Annotated in this window: 25 protein-coding genes; 16 read left to right on the top strand and 9 right to left on the bottom strand. The window is 69.8% G+C overall.

The window, feature by feature from the left end; translation table 11 throughout:
- Window positions 1-50: 50 nt before the first annotated feature.
- Genes betI through betA form a run of 3 tightly spaced genes read left to right on the top strand, consistent with a single transcriptional unit; the run spans window position 51 to window position 3,701 of the window.
- The gene (gene betI, locus Q5Y72_RS01080; RefSeq protein WP_305961565.1) at window positions 51-617 is read left to right on the top strand and encodes a transcriptional regulator BetI; all 567 of its coding nucleotides are present in this window, start codon (window positions 51-53) and stop codon (window positions 615-617) included.
- 2 nt (window positions 618-619) lie between these two features.
- The gene (gene betB, locus Q5Y72_RS01075; protein ID WP_305961741.1) at window positions 620-2,059 is read left to right on the top strand and encodes a betaine-aldehyde dehydrogenase; all 1,440 of its coding nucleotides are present in this window, start codon (window positions 620-622) and stop codon (window positions 2,057-2,059) included.
- The gene (gene betA / locus Q5Y72_RS01070) at window positions 2,046-3,701 is read left to right on the top strand and encodes a choline dehydrogenase (protein ID WP_305961564.1); all 1,656 of its coding nucleotides are present in this window, start codon (window positions 2,046-2,048) and stop codon (window positions 3,699-3,701) included. The genes betB and betA overlap by 14 nt, the downstream gene beginning before the upstream one ends.
- A gap of 86 nt (window positions 3,702-3,787) precedes the next feature.
- Here betA and Q5Y72_RS01065 read toward each other — a convergent pair whose 3' ends face one another.
- Complete coding sequence (locus tag Q5Y72_RS01065; protein ID WP_305961563.1) at window positions 3,788-4,561, bottom strand: DsbA family protein; 774 nt, start codon at window positions 4,559-4,561, stop codon at window positions 3,788-3,790.
- A gap of 164 nt (window positions 4,562-4,725) precedes the next feature.
- Between Q5Y72_RS01065 and Q5Y72_RS01060 the strand changes: the two genes are divergently transcribed.
- The 3 genes from Q5Y72_RS01060 to Q5Y72_RS01050 all read left to right on the top strand — a co-directional run bounded on the left by Q5Y72_RS01060 (window position 4,726) and on the right by Q5Y72_RS01050 (window position 9,808).
- On the top strand, window positions 4,726-5,862 hold the full coding sequence (locus Q5Y72_RS01060) for a pyridoxal phosphate-dependent aminotransferase (RefSeq protein WP_305961562.1): 1,137 nt from the start codon (window positions 4,726-4,728) through the stop codon (window positions 5,860-5,862).
- Window positions 5,859-7,076 carry an N-acetylmuramoyl-L-alanine amidase gene (locus Q5Y72_RS01055; RefSeq protein WP_305961561.1) on the top strand — a complete coding sequence of 406 codons (1,218 nt, stop codon included), beginning with the start codon at window positions 5,859-5,861 and terminating at the stop codon, window positions 7,074-7,076. Before Q5Y72_RS01060 ends, Q5Y72_RS01055 begins: the two co-directional genes overlap by 4 nt.
- 182 nt (window positions 7,077-7,258) lie before the next feature.
- Window positions 7,259-9,808: a penicillin-binding protein 1A gene (locus Q5Y72_RS01050; RefSeq protein ID WP_305961560.1), complete on the top strand. Its 2,550-nt coding sequence runs from the start codon at window positions 7,259-7,261 to the stop codon at window positions 9,806-9,808.
- Between the two features lie 73 nt (window positions 9,809-9,881).
- Here the strand turns inward: Q5Y72_RS01050 and Q5Y72_RS01045 are convergent, their stop codons facing one another.
- The 3 genes from Q5Y72_RS01045 to Q5Y72_RS01035 are packed head-to-tail and all read right to left on the bottom strand — an operon-like array spanning window position 9,882 to window position 13,116.
- Window positions 9,882-10,343: a hypothetical protein gene (locus tag Q5Y72_RS01045; protein ID WP_305961559.1), complete on the bottom strand. Its 462-nt coding sequence runs from the start codon at window positions 10,341-10,343 to the stop codon at window positions 9,882-9,884.
- 31 nt (window positions 10,344-10,374) lie between these two features.
- The gene (locus tag Q5Y72_RS01040) at window positions 10,375-10,905 is read right to left on the bottom strand and encodes an MgtC/SapB family protein (protein ID WP_305961558.1); all 531 of its coding nucleotides are present in this window, start codon (window positions 10,903-10,905) and stop codon (window positions 10,375-10,377) included.
- Between the two features lie 48 nt (window positions 10,906-10,953).
- Entirely contained in the window at window positions 10,954-13,116 is a 2,163-nt protein-coding gene (locus tag Q5Y72_RS01035) for a hypothetical protein (RefSeq protein WP_305961557.1), read from the bottom strand.
- A gap of 193 nt (window positions 13,117-13,309) precedes the next feature.
- On the opposite strand from Q5Y72_RS01035, the gene prfB reads away from it, so the two are divergent.
- The 3 genes from prfB (at window position 13,310) to Q5Y72_RS01020 (ending at window position 16,398) form a co-directional block, all read left to right on the top strand.
- Window positions 13,310-14,437 (top strand): peptide chain release factor 2, encoded by a 1,128-nt coding sequence (gene prfB, locus Q5Y72_RS01030; RefSeq protein ID WP_305961556.1) that lies wholly within the window; start codon window positions 13,310-13,312, stop codon window positions 14,435-14,437.
- A gap of 97 nt (window positions 14,438-14,534) precedes the next feature.
- Window positions 14,535-15,206 (top strand): hypothetical protein, encoded by a 672-nt coding sequence (locus Q5Y72_RS01025; RefSeq protein ID WP_305961555.1) that lies wholly within the window; start codon window positions 14,535-14,537, stop codon window positions 15,204-15,206.
- 124 nt (window positions 15,207-15,330) lie between these two features.
- Window positions 15,331-16,398, top strand: coding sequence for a patatin-like phospholipase family protein (locus Q5Y72_RS01020; protein WP_305961554.1), 1,068 nt, complete (start codon window positions 15,331-15,333; stop codon window positions 16,396-16,398).
- Here Q5Y72_RS01020 and Q5Y72_RS01015 read toward each other — a convergent pair.
- Genes Q5Y72_RS01015 through Q5Y72_RS01000 form a run of 4 tightly spaced genes read right to left on the bottom strand, consistent with a single transcriptional unit; the run spans window position 16,344 to window position 19,275 of the window.
- Window positions 16,344-17,039 (bottom strand): DUF502 domain-containing protein, encoded by a 696-nt coding sequence (locus tag Q5Y72_RS01015; RefSeq protein WP_305961553.1) that lies wholly within the window; start codon window positions 17,037-17,039, stop codon window positions 16,344-16,346. The genes Q5Y72_RS01020 and Q5Y72_RS01015 overlap by 55 nt on opposite strands.
- Before the next feature lie 32 nt (window positions 17,040-17,071).
- Entirely contained in the window at window positions 17,072-17,995 is a 924-nt protein-coding gene (locus Q5Y72_RS01010) for a pseudouridine-5'-phosphate glycosidase (RefSeq protein ID WP_305961552.1), read from the bottom strand.
- Window positions 17,996-18,055: 60 nt separating this feature from the next.
- Window positions 18,056-18,931 (bottom strand): PfkB family carbohydrate kinase, encoded by an 876-nt coding sequence (locus tag Q5Y72_RS01005; protein WP_305961551.1) that lies wholly within the window; start codon window positions 18,929-18,931, stop codon window positions 18,056-18,058.
- The gene (locus Q5Y72_RS01000) at window positions 18,928-19,275 is read right to left on the bottom strand and encodes an ArsR/SmtB family transcription factor (protein WP_305961550.1); all 348 of its coding nucleotides are present in this window, start codon (window positions 19,273-19,275) and stop codon (window positions 18,928-18,930) included. Before Q5Y72_RS01000 ends, Q5Y72_RS01005 begins: the two co-directional genes overlap by 4 nt.
- Window positions 19,276-19,479: 204 nt before the next feature.
- Between Q5Y72_RS01000 and Q5Y72_RS00995 the strand changes: the two genes are divergently transcribed.
- The 5 genes from Q5Y72_RS00995 (at window position 19,480) to Q5Y72_RS00975 (ending at window position 22,132) form a co-directional block, all read left to right on the top strand.
- Window positions 19,480-19,827, top strand: a complete 348-nt coding sequence (locus Q5Y72_RS00995; protein ID WP_305961549.1) for an AtpZ/AtpI family protein — start codon at window positions 19,480-19,482, stop codon at window positions 19,825-19,827.
- Window positions 19,828-19,829: 2 nt separating this feature from the next.
- The gene (locus Q5Y72_RS00990) at window positions 19,830-20,576 is read left to right on the top strand and encodes a F0F1 ATP synthase subunit A (protein ID WP_305961548.1); all 747 of its coding nucleotides are present in this window, start codon (window positions 19,830-19,832) and stop codon (window positions 20,574-20,576) included.
- Window positions 20,577-20,637: 61 nt separating this feature from the next.
- Window positions 20,638-20,874 carry a F0F1 ATP synthase subunit C gene (locus tag Q5Y72_RS00985; RefSeq protein ID WP_089343169.1) on the top strand — a complete coding sequence of 79 codons (237 nt, stop codon included), beginning with the start codon at window positions 20,638-20,640 and terminating at the stop codon, window positions 20,872-20,874.
- A 74-nt stretch (window positions 20,875-20,948) separates the two neighbouring features.
- On the top strand, window positions 20,949-21,575 hold the full coding sequence (locus Q5Y72_RS00980; RefSeq protein ID WP_305961547.1) for a F0F1 ATP synthase subunit B': 627 nt from the start codon (window positions 20,949-20,951) through the stop codon (window positions 21,573-21,575).
- Entirely contained in the window at window positions 21,572-22,132 is a 561-nt protein-coding gene (locus tag Q5Y72_RS00975) for a F0F1 ATP synthase subunit B (RefSeq protein ID WP_305961546.1), read from the top strand. The genes Q5Y72_RS00980 and Q5Y72_RS00975 overlap by 4 nt, the downstream gene beginning before the upstream one ends.
- Before the next feature lie 454 nt (window positions 22,133-22,586).
- Here Q5Y72_RS00975 and Q5Y72_RS00970 read toward each other — a convergent pair whose 3' ends face one another.
- Window positions 22,587-23,252, bottom strand: a complete 666-nt coding sequence (locus Q5Y72_RS00970) for a YiaD family glycine zipper/OmpA-like lipoprotein (RefSeq protein WP_305961545.1) — start codon at window positions 23,250-23,252, stop codon at window positions 22,587-22,589.
- Window positions 23,253-23,453: 201 nt separating this feature from the next.
- Between Q5Y72_RS00970 and nth the strand changes: the two genes are divergently transcribed.
- Together nth and Q5Y72_RS00960 are read left to right on the top strand one after the other, a co-directional pair.
- Window positions 23,454-24,116: an endonuclease III gene (nth, locus tag Q5Y72_RS00965; protein WP_305961544.1), complete on the top strand. Its 663-nt coding sequence runs from the start codon at window positions 23,454-23,456 to the stop codon at window positions 24,114-24,116.
- Entirely contained in the window at window positions 24,113-25,126 is a 1,014-nt protein-coding gene (locus Q5Y72_RS00960; protein ID WP_305961543.1) for an adenosine kinase, read from the top strand. The genes nth and Q5Y72_RS00960 overlap by 4 nt, the downstream gene beginning before the upstream one ends.
- Window positions 25,127-25,224: the final 98 nt, after the last annotated feature.

The following is a 25,224-nucleotide window of genomic DNA, read 5'->3' as shown; positions in this document are numbered from 1 at the left end:
ATCGGTTACAGTCGAAAAGCAACATCAAATTCCGACAGCGGGTGAAGACCATGCCGAAACTTGGGGCCGAGCCTATCCGAAAAGCGGCGCTAATCAACGCCGCGATCTTCGAGGTGGGCCGGGCGGGGTCGCTGGACGTGACGGTGGCGCAGATCGCCCGGCGGGCGGGCATGTCGCCGGCGCTGGCGCATCACTATTTCGGCTCGAAGGAGCAGATCTTCCTGCAGGCGATGCGCTATATCCTGCGGGTCTATGGCACCTCGGTCCGCGAGGGGCTGCTTCGCGGCGACGCGCGCGACCGGCTGCGCACCATCATCGTGGCCAGCTTCGCGCCGCAGAACTTCCAGCGCGAGACGGTCAGCGCCTGGCTGAACTTCTATGCGCTTGCGCTGACCAACCCCGAGGCGGCGCGGCTGCTGCGGGTCTATCACCGACGGCTGCAATCGAACCTCGTCCATGCGCTGCGCCCGCTGAGCGATCGCCCCCACGCGCTGGCCGAGACGATCGGCGCGCTGATCGACGGGGTCTATCTGCGCACCGTCCTCAGGCCGGGACCGACCGATCCGGTGGCCGCGACCACGATCATCACCGACTATCTCGACGAGGCGCTGAAATGAGCCTGACCGCCCAACCCCCCGCAAGCCTGTTCATCGACGGCCGGCCCGTCGAAGGCGAGGGCGCCGCCCTGCCGGTGCGCTATCCCTATACCGGCGCGGAAATCGCCCGGCTGCACGAGGCCAGCGCCGCGCAGGTCGCCGCGGCCTGCCGCGCGGCCGCCGCCGCGCAGCCGGCCTGGGCCGCGCTGGCGCCCGCCGAACGCGGCCGGGTACTGGCCCGGGCCGCCGCGATCATCCGCGACCGCAACGCCGACCTGTCGCGGCTGGAGACGCTGGATACCGGCAAGCCGATCCAGGAAACCCTGGTCGCCGACTGGGAATCGGGGGCGGCCGCGCTGGACTTCTTTGGCGGGCTGGCGGCCGGCGTGACCGGGCAGATGATCCCGCTGGGCCGCGACTGGGCCTACACGCGGCGCGAGCCGCTGGGCGTCTGCGCGGGCATCGGGGCCTGGAACTATCCCAGCCAGATCGCCTGCTGGAAGGCCGCGCCGGCCCTGGTGATGGGCAATGCGATGGTCTTCAAGCCCTCCGAGGAAACCCCGCTGGGCGCGTTGAAACTGGCGGAAATCCTGATCGAGGCCGGGCTGCCCGCGGGCGTCTTCAACGTGGTTCAGGGACGCGCCGAGGTCGGCGCGGCGCTGATCTCGGACCGGCATGTGGCCAAGGTCTCGCTGACCGGATCGGTGCCGACCGGCCGGCGCGTCTATGCCGCCGCCGCCGAGGGGATGCGCCATGTCACGATGGAGCTGGGCGGCAAGTCGCCCCTGATCGTCTTTGACGATGCCAGTCTGGAGGACGCGGTCGGCGCGGCGATGCTGGCGAATTTCTATTCCTCGGGGCAGATCTGCTCGAACGGCACGCGGGTCTTCGTGCAGGACGGCATCCGCGACCGCTTTCTGGCCCGGCTGGCCGAGCGGGTGCGGCAGGTGAAGATCGGCGATCCGCTGGACCCCGAGACCCAGCACGGCCCGATCGTCAGCCCGGCGCAGGCCGACCGCATCCGCGCGATGATCGCCGCCGGTCAGGCCGAGGGCGCGCGGCTGCTGTGCGGGGGGCCGGGCGCGGGCGCCTTCGTGCCGCCGACCGTCTTCGTGGACGCGACCGACGCCATGAGCATCGCCCGCGACGAGATCTTCGGCCCGGTGATGACGACGCTGGTCTTTCACGACGAGGACGAGGTGGTGACCCGCGCCAATGCCACCGGCTTCGGGCTGGCGGCGGGGGTGTTCACCCAGGACCTGACCCGCGCCCACCGGGTCGTCGCGCGGCTGGAGGCCGGCACCTGCTGGATCAACGCCTACAACCTGACGCCGGTGGAGATGCCCTTCGGCGGCGTCAAGATGTCGGGGATCGGCCGCGAGAACGGCGCCGCCGCGATCGAACATTACTCGCAGATCAAGTCCGTCTATGTCGGCATGGGAGGCGTCGATGCCCCCTATTGAGGCCAGCGGCGACGCCCCCGACTACGTCATCGTCGGCGCCGGCAGCGCCGGCTGTGCGCTGGCCTACCGGCTGACCGAGGCCGGCTGCCGGGTCACCCTGATCGAATTCGGCGGCAGCGACATGGGCCCCTTCATCCAGATGCCCGGCGCGCTCAGCTATCCGATGAACATGAAACGCTATGACTGGGGCTTCTCGACCATGCCCGAGGCGCATCTGGGCGGCCGCAGCCTGGCGACGCCGCGCGGCAAGGTGCTGGGCGGGTCGTCCTCGATCAACGGCATGGTCTTCGTGCGCGGCAACCGCAAGGACTTCGACCACTGGCACGAGGCCGGCGCGACCGGCTGGTCCTATGCCGACGTGCTGCCCTATTTCCGGCGCATGGAAAGCTGGCATGGCGGCACCTCGCCGCTGCGCGGCAGCGACGGGCCGCTGCACATCACCCGCGGCAAGCGGCGCAACCCGCTGTTCAACGCCTTCATCGAGGCCGGGCAGCAGGCCGGCTGGCCCTATACGCCCGACTACAACGGCGCCCGGCAGGAAGGCTTCGGGCCGATGGAGGCGACGATCTGGAAGGGCCGTCGCTGGTCGGCCGCCAATGCCTATCTGCGCCCGGCCCGCAAGTCGGGGCGGCTGCGGGTGATCCGCGCGCTGGCCCGGCGGGTGCTGTTCCAGGGCAGCCGCGCCACCGGCGTCGAGATCGACCGGGGCGGCCGGATCGAGACCGTGGCCGCGGGGCGCGAGGTGATCCTGTCGGCCAGTTCGATCAACACGCCCAAGCTGCTGATGCTGTCGGGGATCGGCCCGGCCGCGCATCTGCGCGAGCATGGCATCGCGGTGCGCGCCGACCGTCCGGGCGTGGGGGCGAACCTGCAGGACCATCTTGAAATCTACATGCAGTACAAGGCGCTGAAGCCGGTCAGCCTGTATACCTATTACAACCTGCTGGGCAAAAGCCGGGTCGGGCTGGAATGGCTGCTGCAGAAGACCGGGCTGGGGGCCTCGAACCAGTTCGAGAGCTGCGGCTTCGTGCGGTCCTCGGACGCGGTGGACTATCCCGACATCCAGTATCACTTCCTGCCGCTGGCGGTGCGCTATGACGGCAAGGTGGCGGCCAAGGGACATGGCTTCCAGGCGCATGTCGGGCCGATGCGGTCCAAGTCGCGCGGCACGGTGCGGCTGGCCTCGGCCGATCCGGCGACGGCGCCGCGCATCCATTTCGACTACATGTCGCATCCCGACGACTGGGCCGAATTCCGCGCCTGCGTGCGGCTGACCCGGCGGATCTTCGACCAGCCGGCCTTCGCCGAGTATCGCGGCGACGAGATCCAGCCGGGCGCGGCGGTGCAAGGCGACGACGAGATCGACGCCTTCATCCGCGAGCATGCCGAATCGGCCTATCACCCCTGCGGCACTGCGCGGATCGGCCAGCCCGGCGACCCGCTGGCGGTGGTGGATCCCGAATTGCGGGTGATCGGGGTCGAGGGGCTGCGGGTGGCCGACAGCTCGGTCTTTCCGCGCATCACCAACGGCAACCTGAACGCGCCCTCGATCATGACCGGCGAAAAGGCCGCCGATCACCTGCTGGGCCGGCCGATGCTGTCGGACCCGGAGACCGCGGCGCTGGCGGCGGGCCGGGATTAGGAGGGGCGCCGCCCCTCTTGGCCTGCGGCCAATTCACCCCGGGATATTTCCGCACAGAAGATGGGCTGCGGGCGGGTGCGGGCCGGTCAGCCCTTCTGCCCGGCCCGGATGCGTTCGACGGTGGCGGTCAGCCCCTCTGCCGGGACGCCGCGCAGCAGGTCGTCGCCGATCACGAAGGTCGGGGTGCCCATGATCGCCATGCGTTCGGCCAGTTGCCGGTTCTCGCGCAGGATGGCGCTGACGGGCTCGGTGTTCATCATGTTCGTGACCTCGGTCGGATCGAGGCCGATCTCGGCGGCGAGGGGGCCGAGCGCCTCGAGCGTGGCCGGACCGCGCATCGCGATCAGCGCGTCATGGGCCTTGCGGTAGGCCGCGTTGCCGCCGAGTTGCAGCGCGGCGATGGCGAAGCGGGCCGACATCTCGCTGTCCTGGCCGAGGATCGGGAATTCCTTCAGCACCAGCCGGATGTTGCCGTCGGCCGCGACCACCTCGTGCACCTCGTCGTTGAAGCGCCGGCAGACGCCGCAGCGGTAGTCGATGAACTCGACGATGGTCAGGTCGCCCTCGGGATTGCCGCCCACCCAGCTGTGGCCGTCCTGGAAGATCGCCTCGCGGTTGGCGGCGACCAGGGCCACGTCGTTCTGCGCCGTCTCGGCGGCCCGGCGTTCCTCGAGCACGTTGATCGATTCGATCAGCACCTCGGGATTGGCCATCAGGTAGTCGCGCACCGCCTCGCCGAATTCGGCCTTCTGGCTGTCGGACATGGTCTTGAAGTCGAAGGCTGCGGCGGGGCCGGCGCAGAGCAGCAGCGCGGCGATCAGGGGTGTCAACGGCAGGCGTGTCATCGGCGGGCGTGTCATCGGGTCCTCGTCCTTGCGATGCGACCAGAGTGGCGCGGGGCGCGGGCCTTGGCAAGCAGGCGCGGGACACGGCTGCGTGACGCCGCTGCCACCGGGGGTTGAAAAGGGTTGGTGGGCGCGGGGCGGACAGGCTATGAGGGCGAAAACGTCAGCGAGGCCGGCAGATGCGACATTCCCAGCGGGGACAGGTTGACCCCTTCATCGTGATGGACGTGATGCAGGCGGCCGCCGATGCCGAGGCGGCGGGGCGGCGGATCATCCACATGGAGGTCGGCCAGCCCGGCACCGCCGCCCCCGAGGGCGCGCGGGCGGCGCTGGCCCGGGCGCTGTCGCAGCCCCTCGGCTATACGGTCGCGCTGGGGCTGCCGCGGCTGCGGCAGGGGATCGCGGGACTTTACCGGCGCTGGTACGGCGTCGAGCTGGACCCGGCGCGGGTTGTGGTCACCTCGGGCAGCAGCGGCGCCTTCATCCTGGCCTTCTCGGCGCTGTTCGACGCGGGCGACCGGGTGGCGATGGGCTTTCCCGGCTATCCCAGCTATCGCCAGATCCTGCGGGCGATGTCGCTGACGCCGGTGGGCATCCCGACGCGGGCCGAGGACCGGTTCCAGCCGCGCCCGGGGGACCTGCCGCAGGACGCGCAGGGCCTGATCCTGGCCTCGCCGGGCAATCCCTCGGGCACGGTGCTGCGCAGGGACGAGTTGCGGACCCTGGCCGAGGGGGCGCAGGCGCGCGGCATGGCGCTGATCTCGGACGAGATCTATCACGGGCTGTCCTATGGCGAGGCCTGCCATTCCGCGCTTGAGGTGACGGATGAGGTTTTCGTCATAAACTCCTTCAGCAAATACTTTTCCATGACGGGCTGGCGGGTCGGCTGGATGGTCGTGCCGGAAAGCCATCTGCGCACGGTCGAGCGTCTCGCGCAGAACATGTTCATCTGCCCGCCCCATGCCAGCCAGGTTGCCGCGCTGGCCGCGCTGGACTGCATCGCCGAGGCCGAGGCCAATCTGGCGGTCTATGCCGAGAACCGCCGGCTGATGCTGGAGGGGTTGCCGAAGGCCGGCTTTACCCGCATCGCGCCGCCCGAGGGGGCCTTCTACATCTATGCTGATGTCTCCGGGCTGACCGGCGATTCGGTGGCCCTGGCGGCCCAGATCCTCGAGGGCGCGGGCGTCGCGGTGACGCCGGGCGTCGATTTCGACCCCGATCGCGGCGCGCGCACGCTGCGCTTCAGCTATGCCCGCAGCACCGCCGAGATCGCCGAGGGGCTGGACCGGCTGGCGGCGTTCATGGCGGCGCGATGATCCGGGTCCTGATCCTGTGGCTTTCGCTGTGCATGGCGGCGCTGCCGGCTGCGGCCGAGGGACCGGCGCGGCTGGACCTGGGCGCCTCGGCGCTGACGCGCGAGGGACGCGGCTGGTTCGGGCCGCCGCCCCTGCGGCTGCGGCTGGTGCTGGACCGGGCGGTGCCCTACCGGGTGTTCATGGTGGCCGATCCGATCCGGCTGATCGTCGATCTGAAGGGCGCCGACCTCGCGGGCCAGAAGCCGGGCGATCTTTACGGGTCGGATCTGGTGCCGGCGATCCGCTGGGGCCGGCAGCAGCGCGGCTGGTCGCGGATCGTGCTGGACCTGCCGGCGCCCTACCGCATCGCCGAGGCCGGCCAGCGCACGACGGCGCCGCAGCCGGTCATCGACATCGCGCTGCGGGCGGTGGATGCGGCCGCGTTCGCGCCGCGTGCCAGCGCCGCGACCGCGCTGCGCGACCTGCCGCCGCCGGCCGACACCGGGGCCGGGGCGGCCGCCGAGGCCGCGCCCGAGGCGCTGGTGGTGGCGCTGGACCCGGGGCATGGCGGCTTTGACCCCGGCGCCGAGGCGGGCGGCGCGACCGAGGCCGATCTGGTGCTGACCTTCGCGCGCGAGTTGCGCGAGGTGCTGGCGGCGCGTGGCATCGGCGTGGCGATGACCCGCGACGACGACAGCTTCGTCAGCCTCGAGGACCGGATGACCAGGGCGCGGGCGGCGGGGGCGCGGCTGCTGGTGTCGCTGCATGCCGATGCCCTGCCCGAGGGGCAGGCGGCCGGGGCCACGGTCTATCTGTGGAACCCCGCCGCCAACGAGCGCGCCGGGCAGCAGCTGGTGCTGCGCCATGATCGCGCCGACCTGTTGGCCGGGGTGGATCTGGGCGGGCAGGACGACCTGCTGGCCGGCACGCTGATCGACTTCGCGCGCGTCGACACCCAGGCCCGTTCGGCCAATTTCGCCCGCTTCCTGACCTCGCGCATGGCGCTGATGGGCATCGGGCTGCATGGCCGGCCGGTGCAGGGAGCGGCCTTCTCGGTGCTGAAATCGCCCGACATCGCCTCGGTCCTGCTGGAGCTTGGCTTCATCTCGGACGATCGGGACCGGGCCAACCTGACCGATCCCGACTGGCGGGCGCGGATGGTCGCCGTGCTGGCCGATTCGATCTCGGGCTGGGCGCGCGACGACGGCGCGCGGGCCGCGATGCTGCGCCGCTGAGGCCGCCCGCAGCGGACCGGCGCACAGCCCCCGGCCCACAGCGCCACCCCACAGCGCCACCCCACAGGCCACAGGCCCTTCGCACAGCCGCTGCGCACAGGCCCGTGATCGGCCAGTGTTGTTTTGACCCCCGCACCCCCCGCCGCTATAGACGGGGCAGTCGAGTGAAAGGCCCCGTCCCCGTGCTGCGCAGCATCCTGTCCTTCTTCGGTGCGATCTTCTCGTGGTTCGTCACCGCCAGCTTCTTCATCGCGCTGACCGTGGGCGGCATCTTCTGGATCTATTCGCGCGACCTGCCGGGCCACGAGGCACTGGCGCAATACACCCCCAAGACGATCAGCCGCATCTATTCGGGCGAGGGGCGCCTGATCGACGAATTCGCCGAAGAGCGGCGCATCTTCGTGCCGATCGAAGAAATTCCCGAACAGGTCCGGCAGGCCTTCATCAGCGCCGAGGACAAGAACTTCTACAGCCATCCCGGCTATGACCTGCGCGGCATCGTGGGCGCCGCCTGGCAGGCGCTGAGTTCGGGCGGCGCGAATGTGCGCGGCGCCTCGACCATCACCCAGCAGGTGATGAAGAACTTCCTGCTCAGCAGCGACCGCAGCGTGGAACGCAAGGTCAAGGAACTGATCCTGGCCGCGCGGCTGGAACATTCGCTGACCAAGGACCAGATCCTCGAACTGTACCTGAACGAGATCTTCCTGGGCCAGAACAGCTTTGGCGTGGCCGCCGCCGCGCAGGTCTATTTCAACAAGTCGCTGTCCGAACTGGCGCCGCATGAATCGGCGATGCTGGCCGCGATGCCGCAGGCGCCCGGCCGCTATCACCCGGTCCGCGCGAAGGAGCGCGTGACCGAGCGGCGCAACTACGTGCTGCGCGAGATGTGGCAGAACGGCTTCATCGACCAGGCCACCTACGAGGCCGAATCGCGGCTGCCGCTGAAATCGGTGCAGAATGGCGACTATCCCTCGGCCGGCAGCCAGATGCCGCCGCGCGACTATTTCACCGACGAGATCCGCCGCCAGCTGAGCCGCGAATTCGGGCAGGAGGAGTTCTTCGGCGGCGGGCTGACGATCCGCGCCACGGTCGAGCCCCGGCTGCAGCAGGCCGCCGCCGACGCGCTGCGCCAGGCGCTGGAGGATTTCGACCGCGGCCGTGGCGTCTGGCGCGGCACCGGCGAGACGCTGCCCGCCGAGGCGCTGGCCGACGAGGCGACCTGGCGCGGCGCGCTGTTCGACACCCAGGTGCCGCGCGACATTCCCGGCTGGTATCCCGCCGTGGTGCTGGAGGTCGGCGCGTCCGACGCGCGCATCGGCATCGAGGGCATCGAGGAGGACGCCGACGGCCACTGGATCCCGGCCGCGGATGTGACCTGGGCGCGCAAGCTGCGCGCCGACGGCACGCTGGCCGGACGCGCCGGCGTCGCGGGCGATCTGGTCGAGGTCGGCGACGTGGTGCTGGTGCGCGCGATGACCCGCGACGGCAGCGGCGATTTCATCCGCTGGACGCTGCGGCAGGTGCCGATCGTGCAGGGCGGCTTCATGGCGATGGACGTGAACACCGGCCGGGTGATGGCGATGCAGGGCGGGTTTTCCTACCAGTCCTCGGTGTTCAACCGCGCCACCCAGGCGATGCGCCAGCCGGGATCGTCCTTCAAGCCCTTCGTCTATGCCGCCGCGCTGGACAACAACTATACCCCCGCCACGATTGTCGTGGACGAGCCGATCCGCCTGAACACCCCCTTCGGCCTGTGGGAACCCAAGAATTCCAGCGGCCGCCATTACGGCCCGACGCCGCTGCGCACCGGGATCGAGCAGTCGCGCAACCTGATGACCATCCGCATCGCGCAGGACATCGGCATGGAGCGCGTCGCCGACTATGCCGAAAGCTTCGGGGTCTATGACACGCTGAAGCCGTTCCTGGCCAACGCCCTCGGCGCGCAGGAGACGACGCTGTTCAAGATGGTCGCCGCCTATGCGATGTTCGCCAATGGCGGCGAGCGGGTCGAACCGACGCTGGTGGACCGTGTGCAGGACCGGCGCGGGCGCACCGTCTATCGCCATGACCGGCGGGTCTGCGAGACCTGCGGCCAGCAGGCGCTGCCGGCCGGGCAGGGACCGGTGATCGAGACGAACCGCGAACGGGTGATGGATGCCGTCACCGCCTACCAGCTGACCTCGATGCTGGAAGGGGCGGTCAAGCGCGGCTCGGGCAAGGGCGTGAACCTGCCGGTGCCGATCGCCGGCAAGACCGGCACCACCAACGACGCCAAGGATGTCTGGTTCATCGGCTATTCCAGCAACATCGTCGCAGGGTGCTACCTCGGCTATGACCAGCCGCGCACGCTGGGGGCCAATGCCTATGGCGGGACGCTGTGCGTGCCGGTGTTCAACGCCTTCATGCGCGAGGCGGTGGCCGAATATGGCGGGACCGAGTTCAGGGTGCCGCCGGGCGGCCACTGGGTCAAGATCGACCGGATTACCGGCCAGCGGCTGTCCGACAATGCCACCGGCGACAACGTGATCGCCGAATATTTCCGCGACGGCACCGATCCCGACTGGCTGTCGCCGGTGGTGATCTCGGGCTTTGGCGACAGCAAGGTGGTGCTGCCCTGGGAGGCGGGGGCGGCGTCGGGGCAGGCGACCTCGATCACCACCTCGACCGGCCAGCGCAAGGTGATCCCGAAGCGCAGCGATTTCGGCACCATGTCCTCGGGCGGGCTGTACTGAGACGGCGCGGCGGGCGCGCGCGGGTCGCCCCGCCCGCCAGCGGGCGGACGGGGCCGTGCAGCCTGCGGCCGGCTCAGGGGCAGAATTCGTTGGTCCAGGCGTCGGGATCGGGCGCGCGGTAGCAGCGCAGCCGGGTGCCATAGCCGGTTGCCACCGCAAGGACCCGGCCCGGCACCTGCGCGTCGGGGCGCAGGTCGAACTCGACCAGATGCTGCACGCTGCGCACCGAATCGTCGGGAATGCCCTCCTGCGTCAGCACGACCGCACCGCGGCCGTCGTTCTCGAAGCTTTGCACCGTCTCGCTGTAATTGCCCTCGACCTGCTCGCCATTGGTGAAGCGCTGCTTGACGGCGGCGGCGGCCTCGGCCAGCTGCTCGGCGCCGCTGAGCCCCACGGTGGACACGTCCATGAGGATGTAATCCTCGGCGCTCAGCGGCGGCACGCCCGACCACCCCCCGGCCGGCCCTGCCATCGGCTCGCAGGCCGCCAGCGCCAGCCATGCTCCGGCCAGCAGCGGAAATGCGTGAAGTCTCATCGTCTTGTCCCCTCTGTTGCGTGGCGCGACACTAGCGCGGTTCGGCGGGCCTGTCGCCCTCGGCGTTCCCGGCGCGGGGATGGACCAGCGGCCTGATGACGACGCGGATGATCCACAGGATCACCAGCGCCATCGCCGTGCCCATCGCCGCCAGCAGCCCGCTGCCGGTGCCGCAGGCCAGCCCGATCGCGCCCGCCAGCCACATCGACGCGCCGGTGGTCACGCCGCGCACGGTGCCGCCGCTGATGATGATCGAGCCGGCGGCCAGGAAGGCCACGCCCGCGGTGACCGCCTCGATCAGCCGCAGCGGGTCGATGCGCAGGCTGTCGCGATCGTCGGCGGGAAAATGGGTGAGTTCCATCGCGACGATGGTGAACATCGCCGCCGCCAGCGCGATCAGCATGTGCGTGCGCAGCCCGGCCGCGCGGGCCTTCACCTCGCGTTCCCATCCGATCAGCGCGCCCAGCAGCAGCGCCAGCAGCATCCGCGACAGCGCCGCCGCCACCGACATGGATTGCAGCGGCGAGAACAGGTCGGCCAGCGCGGCCGGGATCGGCGTCATGGACAGGCACCCCTTCATGGCGATGCTGGCCGAACGCCCGTCAGAGCCTCAGGGTTGCGCGCAGCCTTCCGGCAGGCTCAGCGCCGCCTTGCCCGGGCCGGCCCCCTGCAGTGACCGGTTCAGGTTCCGTTCGATGCCGCAGAGGCTGTTGCGGTCCAGATACCAGCTGAGCGTGTAGTTGATGCCGTCCATCGGCAGTTGGAACAGGGCGATGCCGACCGCCCGGTCGCGCCAGCGCGCCTTCATGCGTTCCCGCACCATCTCCAGCCGCGATTTCCACGCGCCCAGAAAGGCCGACAGCGGCGTGCCGAGGCTGCCCTTCAGCGCCGCCTCGGCGCCGGGCGCGGGGGGCCGGGTGGTCAGCGCGATCACCTCGACCGGGCCGGTCCCGGCGCCCTCGCGGGATTTCAGCACCTCGAGGATGTCGTTGATCGTCTCCATCCCGGAATTGTCGAAATAGCCGCCATCGACGATCTGGCGGATGCCGTCCGGGGTCGCCAGCCGCGCCGCCGCCGTCACCAGCGGAAAGCGCGCCGAGACGAAGGCCGCCGTGGCGACCGGCAGGCCCGCGCCGGCCATCTGCGGGTTCGGCCAGTCGCTGCTGTCGCCGGCAAGCGCGCCGAAGGGCGACAGGATCTGCCGCCTGCCGTCCGAGACACGGGTGGCATTGAGGAACAGCGCCGGCAAGCCGGCATCCGCGTCCCAGCTGTCGGCCAGCGGGGCGTCGAGGCCCGAGGCCCCCAGGAGCGCCGCATCGGCGTGGCGGATCAGCGACCGTTCCAGCTGGCGCCCGCGCTCGATCCGCCGCTGCGGCAGCGCCGAGGACAGCGGCAGGGCCTTGTCGATCAGGTCGGTGGTGAGCATCACCGCGATCACCGGGCTGAGGTAATCCCGGCCCAGGATCTGCCGCGCCTTCTGCTGGTGGCAATCGGGCGCGGCATCCGCCGCCGCGCAGTCGCCCGCGCGCAGGATCGCCCAGAAGACGGCGGCGCCCACCGATCCGCCCGACACCCCGCTGATCGCCAGGACCGAGCGCGCGAAGCCCGCACCCTCGGCATCGGCGCGCTTGGCCAGATAAAGCGCGGTGTAATAGGCCGCGAAGATGCCGCCCCCCTCGGCCGCGATCAGCCGCAGGGGCTGGCCCCCGGGCATCGCCGCGCGCCATGCGGGGTAGGCCGCGGCCAGCGCCGGGACGGCGGGCCCGGTCTCGGTCGGGCGGATCACATGGCAGCCGGCCAGCGCCGGGCAGTCGTCGCGGCGATACAGCCCCCAGGACAGCATCCCCGCCGCCACCAGCAGCGCCACCGCCGCCGTCGCCCGTTCGGGCGGGGTGGTCCGGGCGGGGTAGATGAACACCGTCGCCGCATAGATCGCCGCCAGCAGCAGGAAGCCCAGCGTCCCGGTCAGCCCGGTGCCGGCCCAGACCATGCCGAGAACCAGGAACACCAGCGGCACCTGCCCATAGCACAGCCGTGACGACAGCCGCGTCAGCAGCGCCAGCGCCATCGCCGCGACGACCACGAACAGGATCACCACGCTGATCGGCCCCAGCAGTTCAGCGATCGGCGGATAGGCCGCGACCGCGGCAAGCACCGCCGCGCCCGACAGCGCCGCGACCCGCTGCCCCGAGGTGCCGGCATCGCGGATCAGCCTGTAGAGGCGATGCAGCGGGCGATGCGGCAGTCGCGGCACCGCGCGGTCGCGCAGGGGCCCGAGCCGTGCCCGGAAGCCCGGCGTCAGGAACACCCAGATGCCGCTGATCGCGAACAGCCCGGCAACCAGCGCCAGCAGCGCCAGAAGAATGCGCGCGCCGCCGGATGCCTCGCCGCCGGCCAGCACGCGCAGCACCGCGACCACCACCGCCAGCAGCGGCAGGCGGCCCACCCATGTCGTCAGCACGGCCTCGATCCAGGCGGCGTGCGGGCCGAAATGGCGCGGCGTCTCCAGCGCGAAACGGGTAAAGAGGTGCAGCGTCGGCGGCAGGAAGAAGAAGGCCAGCACCGTCGCGCCCATCGTCACCGCCCCCGCCCCGGACCGCAGCGCATTCTCGGCCAGCGACATCAGCGCCTCATGCGCGGGGTCCGGCACCGCCAGCGCCAGCGAGAACAGCACCGAGACGAGGATCGGGCCCCAGCCATATTCCAGCGCATCCCCGAATTCCTCGCTGAACGAGGCATGGTCGGTCGGTTTCCGGCTGGGCCTGCCATTCATCGCGCGATCTCGCTATAAATATTTAGGACAGAGATTATTAATATAATTTATTTTGTTTTCGCTGTGAAACGATTTTTTACCGATTTCGCGTCGAAATCCGCTGCGATCGCGGGGCCGGCCGGGGCAGGGCACTTGTTTGCGCGCCCGCTGCAGGCTATCTGTCCGGCCTGAGTTTTTCGCGAGGATCCGCCCCATGCGCGCCGAGACGCTGTCCACCATCGACTCCATCCGCAAGTCGCTGAGCCTGCTGGGCCAGCGGATGGACTGGCAGACCGCGCCGCATCGCCTTGAAGAGATGAACGCGATGATCGAGGCGGGCGACCTGTGGTCCGACCCGGCCCGCGCGCAGAAGCTGATGCGCGAGCGTCAGGCCCTGGCGGACGCGATCGAGACCTATCGGCGCATCGACACCGACCTGGCCGCCAATGCCGAGATGGTCGAACTGGCCGAGGACGAGGGCGATGCCGAACTGGTCGCCGAGGCCGAGGCCAACCTGAAGGCGCTGGCCGAACTGGCGGCGCAGAAGGAACTCGAGGCGCTGCTGAACGGCGAGGCGGACGGCAACGACACCTTCCTGGAAATCAACGCCGGCGCGGGCGGCACCGAAAGCTGCGACTGGGCGGCGATGCTGGCGCGGATGTATGTGCGCTGGGCCGAGAAGAAGGGCTACGAGGTCGAGCTGATCGCCGAGACCGCAGGCGACGAGGCCGGCATCCGCAGCGCCGGCTACAAGATCAGCGGGCACAACGCCTATGGCTGGCTGAAATCGGAATCCGGCGTGCATCGTCTGGTCCGCATCAGCCCCTATGACAGCGCGGCCCGGCGGCATACCTCGTTCTCGTCGGTCTGGGTCTATCCGGTCGTCGACGACAATATCGAGATCGACATCCCCGACCGCGACATCCGCATCGACACCTACCGCTCGTCCGGTGCGGGCGGCCAGCACGTCAACACCACCGACTCGGCGGTGCGGATCACCCACCTGCCGACCGGCATCGTGGTGACCAGTTCGGAAAAGTCCCAGCACCAGAACCGCGCCAACGCCATGGCCGCGCTGAAATCGCGGCTGTACCAGATGGAGCTGGATCGCCGCAACGCCGAGATCAACGCCCAGCACGCCGCCAAGGGCGATGCGGGCTGGGGCAACCAGATCCGGTCCTACGTCCTGCATCCCTACCAGATGGTGAAGGACCTGCGCACATCCGAGGAAACCAGTGACACCCAGGGTGTGCTGGATGGCGATCTGGATGCCTTCATGGCCGCCACGCTGGCGCTGGATGTCGCCGGCAAGAGCCGCGCCGAGGCACAGGCCGAGGACTGAACCGGGCCGTCTTGTCACGTTGCCGTGCCGCTCTGCCGTGCTATGACGGTGGCATGGCATGGCATGGCTTGGCATGGCAGTTTCGCGGGGGAAGAACATGGTCAGGACTGGTCTCTGTTGGGCGGCGGCCCTTTTGCTTCTGGCGGCGACGCCGGCCCTGTCGGACACCGCCAAGGCGCGCTGCGACATCTATCCCGCCGGTCAGGACGCGCTGCAATCGACCGGGGATTGCGACTTTTCGCAGCGCCAGGGCTTTGTCACCATCACGCTGGCAGACGGCACCGCGTACGATCTTGAACCGGTCGGCGATGCGCCGGGCAATTTTCGCGACGCGCAGGGCCATGCGGCCTATCGGCAAAGCGGGCTGGGCGATCTGGGCCAGATCTTCCGCCTGAAGGACATCAGCATCTTCGTCTACTGGGCGCGCGACGCGGCGCAGGGCGATGCCGAAAACGCCACCGCGCCCTTCAGCACCGACGAGTTCGACGCGACGGCGCTGCTGCGCTGCAAGCCCGCGGGCGCGGCCGCGTTCGGCCAGTGCCCCGCCGGAGTGATGCGCATGGAAGACCAGCAGGCCTCGGTCACGGTGCTGGACCCCGAGGGCCAGCAGTTCACGATGAATTTCATGAACGACATGGCCACCGGCGAGCCCTATGTGAATGCCACCGGCCGCGAGGTGGTGGCGGTGAAGGAGGGCGAAAGCTGGATGGTCACCGCAGCAGGCAGCCAGACCTACGAGGTGCCACTGGTGTTCCTGACCGGCGACTGAGCCCGCGCGGCGGGTGCGCCCGCCGCCCGCCGCCCGACGCAACGCCCGCTGCCCGGCGCAACGCTTGCGGCCGGGGGCGGTCGGGGTAGTATGCCGCAGGTGCGAAATGGCGGCAGGACGGGACATGCAGGACAAGACGATCAATCTGGCGCTGCAGGGTGGCGGCGCGCATGGCGCCTTTGCCTGGGGCGTGCTGGACCGGCTGCTGGACGAAAGCTGGCTGCATGTCGCGGCGATCAGCGGCACCTCGGCCGGGGCGCTGAACGGGGCGGCGCTGAAGGCCGGGCTGTCGCGCCATGCCGGCGCGGCCGGGCGGCGCGCCGCGCGCGAGAACCTCGACTGCCTGTGGCGCGAGGTCGGCCAGCTGTCGGACAACCGGATGGTGCGCTGGCTGCATTCGCTGATGCCGATTCCGCGCGGCATGCACCGGCTGACCGAGATGTTCTCGCCCGCCGCCTGGCTGGACGGGCTGAGCCGGGTGTTCAGCCCCTATGATTACGGGCCGTTCTACGTCAACCCGCTGGGACCGGTGCTGCGCGAGCTGCCCTATCCGAACTTCACCAACGAACGCGGCCCGCAACTGTTCGTGACCGCGACCAATGTGCGGTCGGGGCGGATCCGGGTGTTCACGGACCTGGCGGTGACCCCGGATGCGGTGATGGCCTCGGCCTGCCTGCCGACGCTGTTCCGCGCGGTCGAGATCGCGGACCCCGATACCGGCCGCGTCGAGGCGTTCTGGGATGGCGGCTTCACCGGCAACCCGGCGCTGTTCCCGCTGTATCGGCCCGATCTGCCCTGCGACATCGTGATCGTGAACATCAACCCGCTGATGCGCGAGGGGCTGCCGAAATCCCCGATGGAAATTTCGGACCGTGTGAACGAGGTCAGCTTCAACAGCGCGCTGATGGCCGAATTGCGCTCGATCAATTTCGTCAAGAAGCTGCATGGCGAGGCGCGGCTGCACAATCGCGGCATGAAGGTGCCGCTGCTGCACATGATCCTGGACGACGTGCTGATGAACGACCTGAACGCGCGGTCCAAGATGATGCCGGCACCGGGCCTGCTGGCGCGGATGAAGACCGCGGGCCAGGCCGCCGCCGACGGCTTTCTCGAGGCGCATGCCGATGCGCTGAACGTTCAGGACAGCGTCGACCTGCCCGGATTGCTGCTGGGTTCGGGCGTGGTCGGGTAGACCAGCCCGGCCGAGATCACCAGCTTGGCCGCGTCCTCGACCGACATGTCCAGCAGGATCACATCGCTTGCGGGCGCGTAGATCAGGAAGCCCGAGGTCGGGTTGGGCGTCGTCGGCACGAACACCGCCAGCAGGTCGTGGCCGGTGCGGCTGACCAGCTCGCCCTTTGCCGGGCCGGCGACGAAGCCGATGCCCCACAGCCCCTTGCGCGGATATTCGATCAGGCAGGCCCGGTCGAAACGCGCCTCGTCCTGCGACAGGATGGTTTCGGCGATCTGCTTCAGCGCGCCGTAGATGCTGCGCACCACCGGCATCCGCGCGACGATCCGTTCGCCGGTGCGCAGCAGCGACCGCCCGACCCAGCCCTTGGCCAGCCAGCCGATCAGGACCGTGAACAGCAGGAAGACCACCACGCCGACGCCGCGCAGGTTGATGCCGACATAGCGTTCGGGCAGCCAGCGGTCGGGGATCATCGGCAGCACCCAGCTGTCCATCCAGCCGGTCAGCGTCCAGATCAGCCAGACGGTGATGCCGATCGGCGCCACCACGACCAGCCCGGCCAGGAAATTCGACCGCATCATCGCCAGCAGGCCGCGCCGGCGGGGCGGTGGCATCATCGGGCCTGGATCGGGAACGCGCATGGCCGACAGAAGCGGTCAGCCGCGCGCCAAGGTCAAGCGGCCTTCGTCATCGCGACGGCGATTTCGGCGGCCAGCCGGGCATTGTTCAGCACCAGCGCGATGTTCGAGCCGAGCGAGCGCCCCTCGGTCAGCTCGAAGATGCGCTGCAGCAGGAAGGGCGTCACCGATTTCGCGGCGATGCCCTGCGCCTCGGCCTCGTCCAGCGCCTTGAGGATCACCGGCAGGATCTGCGACTGGGTGATCTCGGCCCCGGCCGGGATCGGGTTCGCGACCAGCTGCCCGCCGCCCAGCCCCAGCCGCGCCCGCATCGCGGCGGCGGCGGCGATCTGGTCGGGGCTGTCCATGCGCAGGGGCGCGGGGATGCCGCTGTCGCGCGACCAGAAGGCGGGCAGGGTGTCCTGCCCGTAGGCGATCACCGGCACGCCCAGCGTTTCGAGCACCTCCCAGGTCTTGGGCAGGTCGAGGATCGCCTTGGCCCCCGCCGCCACGACCGTCACCGGGGTCTGCGCCAGTTCCTGCAGGTCGGCCGAGATGTCGAAGCTGTGCTCGGCGCCGCGATGCACGCCGCCGATGCCGCCCGTCGCAAAGACCCGGATGCCGGCCAGATGCGCGCAGATCATCGTCGCCGCGACGGTGGTGGCGCCGGTGCGGCCCGAGACGAGGCAGGCGGCCAGGTCGGCACGGCTCAGCTTCATCGCCTGCTCGGGCGGGGTGCGGGCCAGCGCCTCCAGCGCGTCCTCGGACAGGCCGACATGGATGCTGCCGCCCATCACCGCGATGGTCGCGGGCGTGGCGCCGGCCGCGCGCACCGCGGCCTCGACCTCGCGGGCCATGTCGAGATTCTGCGGCCAGGGCATCCCGTGGGTGATGATGGTCGATTCCAGCGCGACGACCGGGCCGCCGGCCGCAAGCGCCGCGGCGGCTTCGGGGGAATGGGTCAGCGGGGCGTCATGCATCGGCGTCATCCTGTGGCTTCGCCCCGGGTCGTGGCATGGCGGACCGGGCGAGACAAGCCCTCAGGGCAGGTCGCGGCCGGCGACATGGGCCGCCGCCGCCTCGACCGCCGCCCGCAGCGCCGCCTCGCGGGGCTGGCCCGCGAGGCCCGCGGCAAGATGGGCGGCCAGAAAGCAGTCGCCGGCGCCGGTGACGCGGGCAATGGTGACCCGCGGCGGCGGGACGGCCAGGGTCGGGCCGCCGGCGATGGCATCGGCGGCCGGGTTCGCGCCGTCGGTGACCAGCACCCGCGCCGCGCCGCGGGCCACCACCGCCTCGGCGGCGCTGGCTGCGTCGGGGCAGGCGCGGTGCGCGAGGATCTCGGCCTCGAGGCGGTTCAGGTAGAAACAGCCGCGCCGCGCCGCGATCAGCGGCTCCAGCCGTTCGGCCTTGCCGGGGCTTGCCGGCACCACGCGCAGATCGGCCGCGGCCAGGCGCGGATCGGCGGCGATCGCAGCCAGCAGATCCTCGGTCAGGTTGCCGTCCAGCACCACCGGCCCGGTCCAGGCGGGCAGGTCGTCCAGCGGCGCAAGGATCGCCGCGCCGGCCTGTTCGAGGCTGTGGGCGTCGGCGATGGCCGCGATCAGCCCGGCGCTGTCCTCGACGGCCATATAGCAATCGGTCGGCAGGCCGGTGTCGCGGACGATCCAGCCGGTCAGGACGCCAAGCCGCCGCGCCTCGGCCAGCAGCGCATCGCCTTCGGGGTCGCGGCCCACCGCCGACAACAGCGCCGCGGCCAGACCGCGCCGGGCCAGCGCCACCGCGACATTCAGCGCCACCCCGCCCGGCACATGGCGGATGCGGCCCGGCACGTCGGCCCCCGGCGCCATCCGTCGCGGCGCGCGGCCGATCACGTCCCACAGCAGCGCGCCGATGCACAGGACTTCGGGCCGGCTCATTCGCGCCCCCATGCCTGCATCTCGGTTTCCAGGAAGCGTTCGAAATCGTCCAGGTCGACCGGGTCGAACTGCCCGAAGCCCTGCATCCAGACCGAGGCCGCGCGCATCCCCTCGGGGTCCAGCATGCACCAGGTGATCCGGCCGCGGCGTTCCTGCCGGATCAGCCCCGCCGCCGCCAGCACCGCCAGATGCTTCGAGATCGCCGCAAGGCTCATCGCGAAGGGCTGGGCCACGTCGCTGACGGCCATGTCGTCCTCGAGCAGCATCGACAGAACCCGCCGCCGCGTCGGGTCGGCCAGGGCCGCGAAGATCAGGTCCAGCCGCTGTTCGGCGGGGTCAGGCATGGGGTGAAGGCTCCGGGGCAGGGCGGAATGGTCAACCGACGGGTTGAATAATGGCCGCCCGCGCCGCGCTTGGCAAGGCCCGGCATCCACGGCGCCGCCTGACAAAATGTCGCGATTACAGAAGGTTGCGACGACGCCCCAGTTGCTTGACTTGCGCGCCGTTCCCCCCTAGACACCGCCCTGACGATAACGGGGGCGTGAGAGATGGCCGAAGGGCCCCGGAACGACGGCGACAGGGACCACGATGCGGCCCGGTTGCGCGATCTGGAGGAACGGCTGTCGAAGATGACCCCGGGAGCGGAGGCCGCAAGGCCGATGGCGGGCTATGACAAGGGGCACATCGCCTGGCGCATGGTCACCGAGATCGTCGCAGGCATCGTGATGGGCTGCGGCATCGGATACGGCCTGGATCACCTGTTCGGCACGCGGCCGTTCCTGATGATCCTGTTCATTTTTCTCGGCTTCGCGGCCGGCATCAAGGTGATGATGCGCACCGCGGCCGAACTTGGCAGCAAACCCGGCGCGCAGCCGGGGACCGACGAGAGGGATTGATCGTGGCGACCGAAGCGGAAACCGGCCTGTCTTTCCACCCGATGGAGCAGTTCATCGTGAAGCCGCTGTTCGGCGACGGTCCGGTGCACTGGTACACGCCGACCAATGTCACGCTGTGGATGGCGGTCATCGCGCTGGGGATCATCGCGCTGCTGGTGATGGGCACCCGCGGCCGCGCCATCGTGCCGAACCGCAGCCAGTCGATCGCGGAACTTGCCTATGGCATGGTCTACAAGATGATCGAGGACATCGCCGGCAAGGACGGGCTGAAATATTTCCCCTACATCATGACGCTGTTCATGTTCATCGTCTTCGCGAACTTCGTCGGCCTGCTGCCCAAGGCCTTCACCGTCACCTCGCATATCGCGGTGACCGGCATCCTGGCCTTCGCGGTGTTCTTCACGGTCACGGCGATCGGCTTCATCAAGAACGGCGCGCATTTCCTGGACCTGTTCTGGGTCCGCTCGGCACCGCTGGCGATCCGCCCGGTACTGGCCGTGATCGAGGTCATCAGCTATTTCGTGCGCCCGGTCAGCCACTCCATTCGTCTTGCCGGCAACATGATCGCGGGCCACGCCGTCATCAAGGTCTTTGCGGGCTTCGCGGCCATCGCCGCGGTCGCGCCGATCTCGATCGTCGCGGTGGTCGGCATGTATGCCTTCGAGATCCTCGTGGCCTTCATCCAGGCCTATGTCTTCACCATCCTGACCTGCGTCTATCTGAAGGACGCGCTGCACCCCTCGCACTGAGGCGGGCCGTCAGGTCGCATTCACCCCGAATTCACAACTTCCAACCGCAAGGAGCATCATCATGGAAGGCAATATCGGAGAACTGGGCCAGTATATCGGCGTCGGCCTGACCGCCATCGGCATGGGCGGGGCCGCCATCGGTGTGGGCAACGTCGCCGGCAACTTCCTGTCGGGCGCGCTCCGCAACCCCTCGGCCGCCGCCGGCCAGACCGCAACGCTGTTCATCGGCATGGCCTTTGCCGAAGCCCTGGGGATCTTTTCGTTCCTGGTCGCGCTTCTGCTGATGTTCGCGGTCTGATCCTGCGCCATCCTTGCGGCGGGGTGGCGCCACGGCGCCGCCCCATCGTGACCTGTAGGGCCAAGGGGTAGGACATGATCAGCCTGTTGCAAGAGGCCGCCACCACCGCGGCCGACCATTCCCAAGATGCCGCCGCCGCGGCCATGCCGGGCGAGACCGCCGCGCATGGCGCCGAGGCGGCCGTTCAGGCGGGCGAGGCCACGACCGGCCTGCCGCAGCTGGATCTGAGCAGCTTCCCGAACCAGATCTTCTGGCTCGTCGTCACCATCCTGGTGCTGTACTGGGTGCTGTCGCGCGTGGCGCTGCCCCGGATCGCCGCCGTCATCTCGGACCGGCAGGGCGCCATCACCGGCGACCTGATGGCCGCCGAGGAATTCAAGCAGAAGGCCCGCGAGGCCGAGGCCGCCTATGACAAGGCGCTGGCCGATGCCCGGTCCGAGGCCCAGAAGATCGTCGCCGCCAACCGCGCCGAGATCCAGAAGGACCTGGACGCCGCCATCGCCCATGCCGATGCCGAGATCGCGGCACGCACCGCGGAATCGGAAAAGCGGCTGGCCGAGATCCGCGACGCCTCGGCCAGCGACACCCGCGAGGTGGCCCGCGATGTCACCGCCGAACTGGTGCGCGCCTTCGGCGGCACCGTGGACCAGGGCGCCGTCGACCAGGCCGTCGACAGCCGCATGAAGGGGGCCGTGCAATGACACGTCTGGGTGCAATCGCGATCCTGATGGCCAGCGCCGTGCCGGCCTCGGCTGCGACGGGGGCGTTCTTCTCGCTGCGCAACACCGACTTCATCGTGCTGATCGCCTTCCTGGTGTTCGTGGGCGTGCTGGTCTATTTCAGGGTGCCGCAGCTGATCGGCACCATGCTGGACAAGCGTGCGCAGGGCATCCGCAGCGACCTGGACGAGGCACGCCGCCTGCGCGAGGAAGCGCAGGAGATCTATGCCAGCTACGAACGTCGCCAGCGCGAGGTCAGCGGGCAGGCCGACCAGATCGTCGCCAATGCGCGGCGCGAGGCCGAGGCGCAGGCCGCCAAGGCGCAAGAGGATCTGAAGGCGTCGATCGCGCGCCGCCTGAAGGCCGCCGAGGACCAGATCGCCAGCGCCGAGAACGACGCGGTCCGCGCGATCCGCGACCGGGCGGTGCAGACCGCCGTGGCCGCCGCCTCGGAATTGCTGGCCCGTCAGGTCAGCGCGGGCGAGCGGTCCGCAGGAATCGACGCCGCCATCGAGGACGTGGCCCGGCGCCTGAACTGAGCCCGTCGGGCCGCAAGGCCCCCGGGCGACCGGTCGTGCCGCCGACGCAAAGGGGCGGGCATCACCGGGCAGCGCGCGGCCCCGGCACAAGGGGCCCGATGCAGGACAGAAGATCACGAGGGACGTGACATGCCCCCGACCCGCAAGGGCCGGGGGCTCTTTCTTGCCGCGGTCGCTCGTCTGCTCGTGCGGAAGAAAGATGCGCGACCTGACCTGCGCCTTGCGCAGATGGCCTGGCTGTCGCGCCGGGAAGAAAAGGGCGACCACTCTGGGGGTGGTCACCGCAGGACGCCTGTCCCGCACGGCGCATCTGCCTGATGCGTCTGAAAAAATCTACAGCTTAGGTAAAATCATACAAATAACGTTGCGTCAGGTTTTCCTGACCCTGCTGCCGTCACGGCTGGCTGGTCCCGGGGGCGGGCCAATGGCCGCCCCCGGACTGCCTGCGCGCCGCTCAGCCGGTCGGGCGGATCAGGATCTCGACCCGCCGGTTCATCGCGCGGCCCTGCGCGGTGGCGTTCGAGGCGGCCGGCTGATCCTCGCCGCGACCCACGGCGACGATCCGGCCCGGCGCCACGCCCGCAGCGGTCAGGATGCCCGCCACCGATTGGGCGCGGCGCTGCGACAGGTCGTAGTTGTAGGCGGCCGCGCCCGAATTGTCGGTATGGCCGACCACCTCGACGCGGCTGTTCGGATACTGGTTCAGGTTGCGCGCCACGGCGTAAAGGTCGTTCTGCGCCAGGCCCGACACGGCGGCGCTGTCGGTCGCGAACAGGATCCCCTCGGGCAGGATCACCTGCAGATAGGAGCCGCGGTTGACGATCTGGATGTTGGGGTTGGTGATCGCCTGATCCAGCGCGCGGGCCTGCTGGTCAAGAATGTTGCCGGCCACCGCGCCGGCGATGGCGCCGACCAGGGCGCCCTTGGCGGCGTCGCGGCCCTCGTTGTTGCTGTCGCTGTCGCGCGTGGCGCCCAGCACCGCGCCGATGGTGGCGCCGGCGATGGCGCCCTGCTGGGTGCGGCTCATCCCGGTGCCGGTGCCGGTCATCGAGGGATCGGTGCAGGCGCCGAGGGCCAGAAGCCCGGTTGCGGCGAAAGCGGCGGTCGTGCGGAAGTTCATCTGTCTCCCCTTCCCAGTTTGCGGGCGGGCCGTGGCGGCCCGCGCCGGATATGGCTTGGCCCGTCATCGGGGCCGGTTTCAACGCGCCGGACGGTGCCCCGGTTCCGGCCAGAATGGAAGCCACGGATGCGTGGGCGGCCGTGATCCGCGCCCGCCCCGCCCCGCTTGCAAAGCCGCGCCGGGCCGGTCAAAAGCGGCGCCATGACCCCGCCGCGCCGCCTGCCCCCCGCCTTGCCCTTCGCCGATCAGGTCGCGATCTTCGCGCGGCTGCAGGCGGCCCAGCCCGCCCCGGTGACCGAGTTGCACTTTACCAACCCCTATACGCTGGTGGTGGCGGTGGCGCTGTCGGCGCAGGCCACCGACATCGGCGTGAACAAGGCGACGAAGGGGCTGTTCGCACTGGCCGACACGCCGCAGAAGATGCTGGCGCTGGGGCTGGAGCGCGTGACTGAGCAGATCCGCACCATCGGCCTTTTCCGGCAGAAGGCGCGCAACGTGATCGCGCTGTCGCAGATCCTGGTCGACCGCTATGACGGCGAGGTTCCCGACAGCCGTGCCGCCCTGACAAGCCTGCCCGGCGTCGGGCGCAAGACCGCCAATGTGGTGCTGAACTGCGCCTTCGGCCATCCCGCACAGGCGGTCGACACGCATATCTTTCGCGTCGGCAACCGCACCCGCATCGCACCCGGCCGCGACGTGGACGAGGTCGAGCGCGCCATCGAGGACCACGTGCCCGTCCGGTTTCAGGACCATGCCCATCACTGGCTGATCCTGCATGGCCGCCATGTCTGCCAGGCGCGCAGGCCGCGCTGCGGCGTCTGCATCATCAATGACCTGTGCCCATACGAGGAAAAGACCGCATGACCACCCCCTCTGTCGTCGGGATCGGCAATGCCGTGATGGATGTCATCTCGCCCACCGACGAGGCGCGGCTTGCGGCGCTGGGGGTGCAGAAGGGCATCATGCAGCTGATCGAGCGCGAGCGGTCGGAATACCTGATGGCCGCGCAGGCCGACGATCACGGGCCGGGCCGGGCCCAGGCGCGGCTGGTGCCGGGCGGCTCGGTCGCCAACACGCTGGCGGGGATCGGTGCGCTGGGGCTGCGCACCAGCTTCATCGGCCGGGTGGCCAATGACGCGCTGGGGCTGTCCTACGCCGAGCAGACCGAGGCGGCGGGCACGGTCTTCGTCAACCCGCCTGTCGCCGGGGATCAGTTGCCGACCTCGCGCAGCATCATCCTGGTGACGCCGGATGGCGAACGCTCGATGAACACCTATCTGGGCATCTCGGCCGAGTTGGGGCCGGACGACGTGAACCCGTCGGTCTTCCAGGGCGCGGGCTGGCTGTTTCTGGAAGGCTATCTGTTCGACAAGCCGGCGGGCAAGGAGGCGTTCCTGAAGGCCGCGCGCTGCTGCCACGCGGCGGGCGGGCAGGCGGGGATCGCGCTCAGCGACCCGTTCTGCGTCGATCGCCACCGCGAGGATTTCCGCCGGCTGGTGGCCGGGCCGATGGATTACGTGATCGGCAATGTCCATGAATGGACCGCGCTCTACCAGTCCGATGATCTCGAGGCGGTGCTGGCGCAGGCCAGCGCCGATTGCGGCACGGTCATCTGCACCCGCTCGGGCGAGGATGCGATCCTGATCCGCGACGGGCTGCGCGTCACCGCGCCGGTCGATCGGGTGGTGCCCGTCGATGCCACCGGGGCGGGCGACCAGTTCGCGGCCGGGTTAATCTTTGGGCTGGCCAGCGGCCTGCCCCTGGAGGTTGCGGGCCGCATGGGTTGCATCGCTGCAAGCGAGGTGATCGGCCATGTCGGGCCGCGGCCCGAACGTGATTTGCGCCATGATTTCAGGGCTGCAGGGCTGATCTGATGCCAAGATGCGCAGGGTCCCGGCCAGCATGGCTGGAATGAAATTTCACGCTGGACTTTGAACAGGGTGGCGGGCAAATATTAATGCGACCGAAAGTC

Source organism: Paracoccus spongiarum (genome assembly GCF_030732095.1).
GTDB classification, from domain to species: domain Bacteria; phylum Pseudomonadota; class Alphaproteobacteria; order Rhodobacterales; family Rhodobacteraceae; genus Paracoccus; species Paracoccus spongiarum.
This window is presented reverse-complemented; position numbering and strand designations above follow the sequence as displayed.

Excerpts from the sequence above, each read along its gene's own strand:
- Q5Y72_RS01055 (WP_305961561.1), top strand. The coding sequence starts at position 5,859 with ATGATCCGGGTCCTGATCCTGTGGCTTTCGCTGTGCATGGCGGCGCTG.
- Q5Y72_RS01010 (WP_305961552.1), bottom strand. The coding sequence starts at position 17,995 with ATGCATGACGCCCCGCTGACCCATTCCCCCGAAGCCGCCGCGGCGCTT.
- Q5Y72_RS01045 (WP_305961559.1), bottom strand. The coding sequence starts at position 10,343 with ATGAGACTTCACGCATTTCCGCTGCTGGCCGGAGCATGGCTGGCGCTG.
- Q5Y72_RS00980 (WP_305961547.1), top strand. The coding sequence starts at position 20,949 with ATGATCAGCCTGTTGCAAGAGGCCGCCACCACCGCGGCCGACCATTCC.
- Q5Y72_RS00995 (WP_305961549.1), top strand. The coding sequence starts at position 19,480 with ATGGCCGAAGGGCCCCGGAACGACGGCGACAGGGACCACGATGCGGCC.
- nth (WP_305961544.1), top strand. The coding sequence starts at position 23,454 with ATGACCCCGCCGCGCCGCCTGCCCCCCGCCTTGCCCTTCGCCGATCAG.
- prfB (WP_305961556.1), top strand. The coding sequence starts at position 13,310 with ATGCGCGCCGAGACGCTGTCCACCATCGACTCCATCCGCAAGTCGCTG.
- Q5Y72_RS00960 (WP_305961543.1), top strand. The coding sequence starts at position 24,113 with ATGACCACCCCCTCTGTCGTCGGGATCGGCAATGCCGTGATGGATGTC.
- Q5Y72_RS01065 (WP_305961563.1), bottom strand. The coding sequence starts at position 4,561 with ATGACACGCCCGCCGATGACACGCCTGCCGTTGACACCCCTGATCGCC.
- Q5Y72_RS01025 (WP_305961555.1), top strand. The coding sequence starts at position 14,535 with ATGGTCAGGACTGGTCTCTGTTGGGCGGCGGCCCTTTTGCTTCTGGCG.
- betI (WP_305961565.1), top strand. The coding sequence starts at position 51 with ATGCCGAAACTTGGGGCCGAGCCTATCCGAAAAGCGGCGCTAATCAAC.
- Q5Y72_RS00970 (WP_305961545.1), bottom strand. The coding sequence starts at position 23,252 with ATGAACTTCCGCACGACCGCCGCTTTCGCCGCAACCGGGCTTCTGGCC.
- Q5Y72_RS00985 (WP_089343169.1), top strand. The coding sequence starts at position 20,638 with ATGGAAGGCAATATCGGAGAACTGGGCCAGTATATCGGCGTCGGCCTG.
- Q5Y72_RS01040 (WP_305961558.1), bottom strand. The coding sequence starts at position 10,905 with ATGACGCCGATCCCGGCCGCGCTGGCCGACCTGTTCTCGCCGCTGCAA.
- Q5Y72_RS01015 (WP_305961553.1), bottom strand. The coding sequence starts at position 17,039 with ATGCGCGTTCCCGATCCAGGCCCGATGATGCCACCGCCCCGCCGGCGC.
- Q5Y72_RS01020 (WP_305961554.1), top strand. The coding sequence starts at position 15,331 with ATGCAGGACAAGACGATCAATCTGGCGCTGCAGGGTGGCGGCGCGCAT.
- Q5Y72_RS00975 (WP_305961546.1), top strand. The coding sequence starts at position 21,572 with ATGACACGTCTGGGTGCAATCGCGATCCTGATGGCCAGCGCCGTGCCG.
- Q5Y72_RS01060 (WP_305961562.1), top strand. The coding sequence starts at position 4,726 with ATGCGACATTCCCAGCGGGGACAGGTTGACCCCTTCATCGTGATGGAC.
- Q5Y72_RS01000 (WP_305961550.1), bottom strand. The coding sequence starts at position 19,275 with ATGCCTGACCCCGCCGAACAGCGGCTGGACCTGATCTTCGCGGCCCTG.
- Q5Y72_RS01035 (WP_305961557.1), bottom strand. The coding sequence starts at position 13,116 with ATGAATGGCAGGCCCAGCCGGAAACCGACCGACCATGCCTCGTTCAGC.
- betA (WP_305961564.1), top strand. The coding sequence starts at position 2,046 with ATGCCCCCTATTGAGGCCAGCGGCGACGCCCCCGACTACGTCATCGTC.
- Q5Y72_RS01005 (WP_305961551.1), bottom strand. The coding sequence starts at position 18,931 with ATGAGCCGGCCCGAAGTCCTGTGCATCGGCGCGCTGCTGTGGGACGTG.